This is a genomic window from Saccharomonospora iraqiensis subsp. iraqiensis (assembly GCF_000430445.1).
GTDB classification, from domain to species: Bacteria; Actinomycetota; Actinomycetes; order Mycobacteriales; family Pseudonocardiaceae; genus Saccharomonospora; species Saccharomonospora iraqiensis.
In genome coordinates this window covers 38,691-42,744 of sequence record NZ_KE387108.1, presented here as the reverse complement: position 1 = coordinate 42,744, position 4,054 = coordinate 38,691, and the positions used below count along the sequence as shown (strand labels likewise).

Sequence of the window (4,054 nt, the reverse complement as noted above, 5' to 3'; positions counted from 1 at the left end):
GTTCCTCCGCGCCGACGAGGCCGGCACCCCACCCGACCCAAACGGCGGGTGCTGGCCGAGGGCAGCCGCCCGACGGCGGTCACCCGCGCGTTCAGCGGGAGACCCGCGCGGGGCCTGGTCAACCGTTTCCTGCGCGAGCACACCGACCAGGCACCTGCCGCGTACCCGCAGCTGCACCGGCTCAGCAAACCGATCCGCGCCGCCGCGGGCCGCGCGGACGACCCGGAGGCGATGTCCCTCTGGGCGGGCCAGACCTATGCCCAGGCCCCGCACGGCCCCGCCGAACACATCGTCACCACCCTCTGGCACCAGGCCCGCGAAGCCGCCACGCGGACGGCCCACCGCCTCACCTGACAGCGGGGTGTGCCGTGAAGGGCACATTCCCTGCATCAAGCGCCGTGAGGGGCACATTCGCTGCGTCACATGCAGGAAATGTGCCCCTCACGGCAACACCCTCCGTGCTCAGCGGGTGAAGACGATCTTGCCGGCGGTGTTGCCCTCCAGCATGTCGGTGAAGCCGCGTTCGGCGTCGGAGAGGGGGAGTTCGGCGCCGATCTGCGGGCGGATGCCCGCGAGGTCGACGTAGGAGAGCAGGTCGGCCAGCTCGTCGCGGGTGCCCATCGTGGAGCCCGCCACCCGCAGTTGCAGGAAGAACACCCGCTGCAGGTCGGCGCTCGGGTCGGGGCCGCTGGTGGAGCCGGACACGACCACGATGCCGCCGGGCCGGAGCGACTTCAGCGAGTGCGCCCACGTGGCCTTGCCCACGGTCTCGAACACGGCGTCGACCCGTTCGGGCAGCCGCGCCCCGGGCTCGAACGTCCGGTGGGCACCCAGGCTCTCGGCCAGGGCACGCTTCTCCTCGGTGCGCCCGGTGACCCACACGCGGTAGCCCGCGGCCCGGCCGAGCTGCACCAGCGCGGTGGACACACCGCCGGAGGCACCCTGCACGAGCATGGTCTGTCCCGGCCGCAGGCCCGACTTGGTGAACAGCATCCGGTAGGCGGTCAGCCAGGCGGTGCCCATCGTGGCCGCCTCGGTGAACGACAGCCCCGCCGGCTTGGGCAGTACGTTGCGCTCGGGCACCACGACCGAGTCGGCGAACGTGCCCTGCAGCTTCTCGGTGAGCAGTGTCCGTTTCGGGTCGAGCGTGTCGTCCCCGCGCCAGGACGGGTCGTTCACCACCGAGTGCAGCACCACCTCGGTGCCGTCGTCGAGCACCCCGGCCCCGTCGCAGCCGAGGATCATGGGGAACTGTTCCGGCTTGATCCCCACCCCGCGCAGGGTCCAGACGTCGTGCATGTTCAGGCTGGCGGCCCGGACCGAGACCCGCACGAAGCCCTCGGGCACCTCCGGGTCGGGGCGCTCGCCCACCGTGAGCGAGGCGAGCGGGTCGTCGGCGTTCGGTTCTTTGGCGTAGACGGCGAACATGCGCTCAACCTACCTGGCGTAGGCTCGGTGTCGTGTTCGACGGAGTGGCCCGCTGGTGGAACGGGCTCGAACTGTGGTTGGCGCAACAATGGTTCCCGGTGCAGTTCGTGCTGGTGACCGCCGTTCTCCTGCCGCTGTGCGTGGCGCTGGCCCGGGCGCTGCACCGCGTCGTCGACGCCGTCCTCGACGGGGCGGTCCGGATCGTGGGCCGGGGCCGCGGGGTGCGGCGGCCGGGGGAGGGGGACCGCGGTGCTGTCCCGTAGGCGCATCAGCGCCGCGCTGATCGCCCTGCTGCTCGTCGTTCTGGGCGCCTGGCTGGTGCGGGAGGTCCTCGGGGTTGGCGAGTCCGACCCCCGCCCGGGTAGCCTGCCGGGCGCGGTTTCGCACACGCCGACCGTGCCGGTGTCCGTGACGGTGTCGGGCGCTCACCCCGGGTGGCGGCCGGGGTGCGTGGCCGGTGAACCGTGGCGGGTGACCCGGCCGGTCCTCGGTACAAGGGAGATGCTGTTGCCACATTCGCCATCCGGCTTCTGCGCGCGTGACGACCGGTACGACCCCTTCGTCGCGGCGGACACCTGATGACGACGGTGATGCCGCTGCCCGATTCGCGGACGGTCGTCGACGAGGCACGGGCCCGCGGGGCCTACCCACACGTCATCGACGGCGCGCCGCACGGGGACCGCACGGGCATGCTCGACGCGATCGCCGAGGCCCTGTCCTTCCCCGCCCACTACGGGCGTTCGCTCGACACCTTCTACGACGGGCTCACCGACCTGTCCTGGCTGCCGTCCGGGGAGCACGTCCTGATCTGGACCGCGGCCGAGCGGCTGAAACGGGCCGACCCGAAGTCCTACCTGGCGGTGCACGGGGTGCTCTCCGACGCGCAACGCGCGTTGACCCCGCGGGGTGGGCGCCGGGAGGGCCGCATCCTGACCGTGGTGCTGGCCGACTGACGCGATCGCAGGGCGCCCGTCCCGCGGGGGCGGGCGCCGCTCACCCGTCCGCGCCCCCGGGGACCCACGCCGGGGTGCGCTTCTCCGCGAACGCGGCGATGCCCTCCTGCCCCTCGGCGGAGGCGAAGAACCGCGCGGACAGGCCCTGCATGGCCTCGAACCTCTCCGGCATGGTGCGCCCGGTCTCGCCCTGGAGGAGTTCCTTCGTGGCGGCCAGCGCCGTCGGCGCGCCCCGTACCAGCGAGTCGACGTAGCGCCGCACGGTGGCGTCCAGCTCGTCGGCGGGCACGGCGGCGTTGAGCAGGCCGATGTCGGCGGCCCGGCGTGCGTCGAACGTGTCCCCGGTCAGCAGCAGTTCGTGCGCCGCGCGCGCGTCGAGTCGGGGCAGCACCGGCACCGAGATCACGGCGGGGACGACCCCGATGCGGACCTCGGTGAAGGCGAACGTGGCGGTCTCGACCGCGACGGCGATGTCCGCGGCGGCGACCAGGCCGATCCCACCCGCCCGCGCGGGCCCGGCGAGCCGGGCCACCACCGGTTTCGGGCCGGTCCAGAGGCGCTGCAGAAGGTCCGGGAAGTCGTTGACCCCCTGTTGCCCCTCCCCGGCCCCTTTCGCCTCCTTGAGGTCCATGCCGGCGCAGAACACCGGACCGGTGTGGTCGAGCACGATCACCCGGACCGCCTCGTCGTCGACGGCCCGCGCCAGCCCGTCGCTCAGCTCGCCGCGCAGCTGCGCGGACAGGGCGTTGCGGTTGTGCGGGGAGTCCAGGGTGAGCGTCGCGACACCGTCGGCGACGGCGTAGTGCACCAGTTCGTCAGCCATGCGTCACACTGTGGCACAGGGCTCACCCGCACGGTCCGCGGCGGCTCGGGCGGACAACTGCTGGACGCGTTGATGGGACAGGCCGAGTATCTCGGCGATTTCCCGCAGACTCAGTCCCGCGTCGTGCAACCGGGTGATCGCGATCGTCCGTGCTTCGTCCCGCTTCCGGACCGCGTCCCTGGCGTTGCGCTCCCGTTCCCGCAACGTCGTGATCAATCCACTGAAGTCGTGCCCTGCATGCTCGTAATGCCACTTGATATCGAACTCGTACGGGTCCACCTCCCGCAGTGTGGCGATGAGGTCCCGTACCTCGGTCTCCAGATCCGTGATGCGTTCCACGTCGGTGGCGCCGGCAGGAAGGTCCCGGACCACGGCGACCCACAAACCGTCCTCGCGCGTGACGGTGACGTGGTAGGTGGGAGCACTCTCGCTCATTGCTCCTCCAACCAGCGCTCACCGAACAGGTGGGCGAGTGAGTCCTCGATGCTCCGCATCACTGTCCAGGACAGTTCCCTGGCATGCCCGGTGAGTGCGAATCGTGCCACTTCGTCCCCGTGTTCGTCACGTACCACGTATAGCAGGTGAGAACCCTTGCCTCGGGCGTTGACCTGCTCGACGACGTAGCCGAGTTTCCGCGCCCTCCGTCTGGTGATGGCGAGCAGCTTCGCCGGCTTCAGTCGCTTCGTCACCACGATGCTAAGCCTACAAGGTTAGACAGGCAAGCGTCTAATCGACTGGACGGGACGGGGGGCGTTGTCACGCGGGGCGGGCGATGCCGGGGGGCGCGGGGCGGGCCGCGGTCGTGTAGCGGCGCAGGACGAGGTTCGCGAGGTGCGGGTCCGGGCCGAGC

7 protein-coding genes and 1 pseudogene are annotated in these 4,054 nt (G+C 71.5%); 4 read left to right on the top strand and 4 right to left on the bottom strand.

The genetic code is table 11. From position 1 onward, the window contains the following. Positions 1-354 (top strand): annotated as a pseudogene (locus ACTIR_RS0115695) (nitronate monooxygenase); the annotation flags it as partial. A 108-nt stretch (positions 355-462) separates the two neighbouring features. Here the strand turns inward: ACTIR_RS0115695 and ACTIR_RS0115690 are convergent. After that, entirely contained in the window at positions 463-1,428 is a 966-nt protein-coding gene (locus ACTIR_RS0115690; protein ID WP_026454989.1) for a zinc-binding dehydrogenase, read from the bottom strand. 32 nt (positions 1,429-1,460) lie between these two features. On the opposite strand from ACTIR_RS0115690, the gene ACTIR_RS0115685 reads away from it, so the two are divergent. The 3 genes from ACTIR_RS0115685 to ACTIR_RS0115675 are packed head-to-tail and all read left to right on the top strand — an operon-like array spanning position 1,461 to position 2,381. Beyond that, positions 1,461-1,691, top strand: a complete 231-nt coding sequence (locus ACTIR_RS0115685; RefSeq protein WP_026454988.1) for a hypothetical protein — start codon at positions 1,461-1,463, stop codon at positions 1,689-1,691. Continuing rightward, positions 1,678-2,007 (top strand): hypothetical protein, encoded by a 330-nt coding sequence (locus ACTIR_RS0115680; RefSeq protein WP_026454987.1) that lies wholly within the window; start codon positions 1,678-1,680, stop codon positions 2,005-2,007. The genes ACTIR_RS0115685 and ACTIR_RS0115680 overlap by 14 nt, the downstream gene beginning before the upstream one ends. Further along, positions 2,007-2,381 (top strand): barstar family protein, encoded by a 375-nt coding sequence (locus tag ACTIR_RS0115675; RefSeq protein WP_026454986.1) that lies wholly within the window; start codon positions 2,007-2,009, stop codon positions 2,379-2,381. The genes ACTIR_RS0115680 and ACTIR_RS0115675 overlap by 1 nt, the downstream gene beginning before the upstream one ends. A 40-nt stretch (positions 2,382-2,421) precedes the next feature. Here ACTIR_RS0115675 and ACTIR_RS0115670 read toward each other — a convergent pair whose 3' ends face one another. Genes ACTIR_RS0115670 through ACTIR_RS0115660 form a run of 3 tightly spaced genes read right to left on the bottom strand, consistent with a single transcriptional unit; the run spans position 2,422 to position 3,893 of the window. After that, positions 2,422-3,204 (bottom strand): enoyl-CoA hydratase-related protein, encoded by a 783-nt coding sequence (locus ACTIR_RS0115670; RefSeq protein ID WP_026454985.1) that lies wholly within the window; start codon positions 3,202-3,204, stop codon positions 2,422-2,424. A 3-nt stretch (positions 3,205-3,207) separates the two neighbouring features. After that, complete coding sequence (locus ACTIR_RS0115665; RefSeq protein WP_026454984.1) at positions 3,208-3,639, bottom strand: hypothetical protein; 432 nt, start codon at positions 3,637-3,639, stop codon at positions 3,208-3,210. Further along, positions 3,636-3,893: a hypothetical protein gene (locus ACTIR_RS0115660; protein WP_084789545.1), complete on the bottom strand. Its 258-nt coding sequence runs from the start codon at positions 3,891-3,893 to the stop codon at positions 3,636-3,638. The genes ACTIR_RS0115665 and ACTIR_RS0115660 overlap by 4 nt, the downstream gene beginning before the upstream one ends. Positions 3,894-4,054 lie beyond the last annotated feature (161 nt).